The sequence below is a fragment of the Sphingomonas sp. PAMC 26605 genome, from assembly GCF_000241485.1.
In the GTDB taxonomy this organism is placed as follows: Bacteria; Pseudomonadota; Alphaproteobacteria; order Sphingomonadales; family Sphingomonadaceae; genus Sphingomonas.
In genome coordinates, this window is record NZ_JH584253.1 from 1 (window position 1) to 2,922 (window position 2,922).

A 2,922-nucleotide genomic window follows, 5' to 3' on the forward strand; every position below is an offset into this window, starting at 1 on the left:
CTCCCAGGATCGCTTCGAGCACACGGCCGCGTGTCATTCGCTGGCCCAGATACTGGGTAGCGCCCCCACCCGGAATGATGCCCATCAGCGCTTCGCATTGCGCCAACCCAGCGCGTTCTTCCGCGGCGAACGCCATGTCGGCTGCCAAGACGAACTCCGCACCGCCCCCGCGCGCAAGACCGGCCAATTTGACGATCGTCACCTGCGGCTGTGCGCGTAGCGCCTCGGCGAAGGCTTGGAACGGGTTGAGGTTTTCAGGCACGTCGCGTTGCAACTCATTCAAGGCTTCGGGCTGCTCCCCCAACGTCATATCAACATGAGCAATGAAGAACTCGGGATCGGCGCTCTCGAAGACGATCACGCGAGTGTCCGGATCATTGTGCATTGAAGCCAGAAAGCGACGAACCTCGCCCATAAGTGTCACATCAAGAATATTGACTGGCGGATTGTCGATGGTGACGGTGGCCACTCGGTCCTGCCGCGTGACGCGCAACTTGGTATAGGTCGACTCTGTCATGAGAATCCTTGTGGCGTATGGGAGGAGCGATTTGCTCCAGGCGTTGACACAAGGTATACATTCCATACTTGGCATCAATTACGCACATTGAGCATCCTTGGTATGGTCAAAGATACCGCACTTCCCGACGGATATTTCGAGTTCCGGTCCGACTGTCCGAGCAGGGTCATCCTCGATCAAATCGCTGACAAATGGTCCATGATGGTACTGGCCGTTCTTCACCGCGAGCCGCAGCGCTTCAACGCCATCAAGCGGCGGCTCGAAGGCGTGACGCAGCGTGTCCTTACTCACACGCTGCGCAAGCTCGAACGCAACGGCATGATCTCCCGCACTATAATCGACGGCCGCGTGCTGGGGGTGGAATATGCGCTGACACCGCTCGGTCGCTCCCTGCACGAGCCGTTCGCCGCCTTGTTCACGTGGACGACCGCGAGCATGGCTGAGATACTGCAGCATCAACAGAGCTACGACACTCGCGTTCAGGGCTGACGCTCTTGTCTCGAAAGATCATCGATTTCGAGAACTCCGACGCCTTCTCGCCAGCCGTTCCTAATCGAGAAGGTTGGCTTGCCTCAATGGCGATCGCCGCATGTGGTGGGCGTAGATGCTACTCGCCCCAGCCGGTCACATCACGACCTCCGAAAACCATGCGCCGAAGGCCACGCGACGTCAGCGAGGCGCTGAACCCTGGAACCGGTGCGCTTGCCTCATCGAGGCGCCGTAGCTGTTCGTTGTCGAGACGGATCTCGATCGCGGCGATATTGCTTTCGAGCTGCGCGACCTTGCTTGCCCCTATCAGTGTCGAGGCGACGCCCGCCCGGGCTAGGGTCCAGGCAAGCGCGACCTGCGCGACCGGCCGGCCGACCTCGGCCGCGACGGCCTTCGCGGCGTCGAGAATATCCCAGTTCCGGTCGACGAACTTGCTGTTCCCGAACGGGTTGGCGCCGCTCAGCCGGCCGGTGCCCGACGTGTCGTCACGCCGGTACTTACCGGACAGGAAGCCTCCCGCCAGCGGGCTCCACGGCATGATGCCCATGCCACCTTCGCCTGCCGCCGGGAAATGTTCGGCTTCCACGTCGCGCGCGACCAGTGAATATTCCAGCTGCATCGCGACCGGGCCGGGGATGCGGCGCTCCGCCGCGATCGTCGCCGCCTTGCAACCTACCCAGGCGGGCATGTCGGAGAGCCCGAAATAGCGGATCTTGCCCACTCGGACGAGGTCGCCCAGGGTCTGGACGATTTCTTCCACCGGCGTCACCCCGTCCCAGACGTGCATCCAGTACAGGTCGATATAGTCCGTCCCGAGCCGTTTTAGGGACTCATCCAGCGCACGGTGGATATTCTTCGCCCCCGCGCCCCCGGCGTTCGGATTACCCCTTCCGCTTTGCGCGGCGGCGAGCGGGCTTGCGGATCCGTTGAAGCCGAATTTGGTTGCCAGAACTACGTCGTCGCGCGCGCCCGTCTCGGCGATGAACGCGCCGACCAGCCTCTCGCTCTCTCCACCCGAATAAATGTCGGCGGTGTCGATGAAGTTGCCGCCCGCATCCCGATAGGCATCGAAGATCGCACGCGCCGTCGCCCTGTCCGTCCCCCATTCACCGGGTCCGAAGGTCATCGTGCCGAGTGCGAGCGGACTGACTACGAGGCCGGAGCGGCCGAGCGTGCGGAAGTCGGTGAGGGACATGACATCTCTTTCGTAGCGTTCGATACGGAACCCATGCTAGTGTGATCGGGACAGGTCAACATGTTTCGGAACGATCGCTATGGAAACTGACATGGAAGCGTCGGCGCGGCGCAAGGGCGGTCGGCCGTTGTCGTTCGATCGCGACGCGGCGCTGGAACAGGCGATGCTGCTGTTCTGGCGGCACGGCTACGAGACGACCTCGATCAGCGACCTTACGCGCGCCATGGGGATCACGCCCCCCAGCCTCTACACCGCCTTCGGCGACAAGCGGCGGCTCTTCCTAGAGGCGGCGCGCCGATATGCCGGAGATCCCGAGGCGATCCGGGAGGCGATCGACGGGGCGGCCACCGCCCGCGATGCAGCCGCCATGCTGCTGACGAGTGCCGTCGTCGTTTTCACCGGTGAGGCCACGCCCCCCGGCTGCCTGCTGGCCAGCGCCACTGCCAGCGGCTCGGCAGCGTCGTCCGACGTGCAGGCTGTCGTGGCTTGTTATAGGCGCGCGATCTGTGACCGTCTGCAAGCCCGCATCGAACGAGACGTGGCGAACGGTACGTTACCAGACCAAACGGACCCGACTGCGCTCGCTACGCTGGTCGTGACAATGGTGCAGGGCCTGTCTGTCATGGCCCGGGATGGGGCCTCGCGCGCGCTTCTCTCTGGCGTCGCCGATGCCTTGCTGCGCGCTTGGCCGGACCCGTTGCTTACTTGAACATCGTTCCCG

Annotated in this window: 4 protein-coding genes; 2 read left to right on the top strand and 2 right to left on the bottom strand. The window is 63.3% G+C overall.

The window, feature by feature from the left end:
- Positions 1–517, bottom strand: a 517-nt coding sequence (locus RH90_RS21830) for an enoyl-CoA hydratase/isomerase family protein (RefSeq protein WP_010189246.1), incomplete at its 3' end; no start/stop codon positions are given.
- Positions 518–619: 102 nt separating this feature from the next.
- On the opposite strand from RH90_RS21830, the gene RH90_RS21835 reads away from it, so the two are divergent.
- A complete protein-coding gene (locus RH90_RS21835) occupies positions 620–1,006 on the top strand; it encodes a winged helix-turn-helix transcriptional regulator (protein WP_010189249.1) in 387 nt (128 codons plus the stop codon).
- Between the two features lie 118 nt (positions 1,007–1,124).
- Here the strand turns inward: RH90_RS21835 and RH90_RS21840 are convergent, their stop codons facing one another.
- Positions 1,125–2,201: an aldo/keto reductase gene (locus RH90_RS21840; protein WP_010189251.1), complete on the bottom strand. Its 1,077-nt coding sequence runs from the start codon at positions 2,199–2,201 to the stop codon at positions 1,125–1,127.
- 79 nt (positions 2,202–2,280) lie between these two features.
- Here RH90_RS21840 and RH90_RS21845 point away from each other — a divergent pair, with 79 nt between their 5' ends.
- On the top strand, positions 2,281–2,910 hold the full coding sequence (locus tag RH90_RS21845; RefSeq protein ID WP_010189253.1) for a TetR/AcrR family transcriptional regulator: 630 nt from the start codon (positions 2,281–2,283) through the stop codon (positions 2,908–2,910).
- Positions 2,911–2,922 lie beyond the last annotated feature (12 nt).

Coding starts and splice junctions, on each gene's coding strand:
- RH90_RS21835 (WP_010189249.1), top strand. CDS start 620: ATGGTCAAAGATACCGCACTTCCCGACGGATATTTCGAGTTCCGGTCC.
- RH90_RS21840 (WP_010189251.1), bottom strand. CDS start 2,201: ATGTCCCTCACCGACTTCCGCACGCTCGGCCGCTCCGGCCTCGTAGTC.
- RH90_RS21845 (WP_010189253.1), top strand. CDS start 2,281: ATGGAAACTGACATGGAAGCGTCGGCGCGGCGCAAGGGCGGTCGGCCG.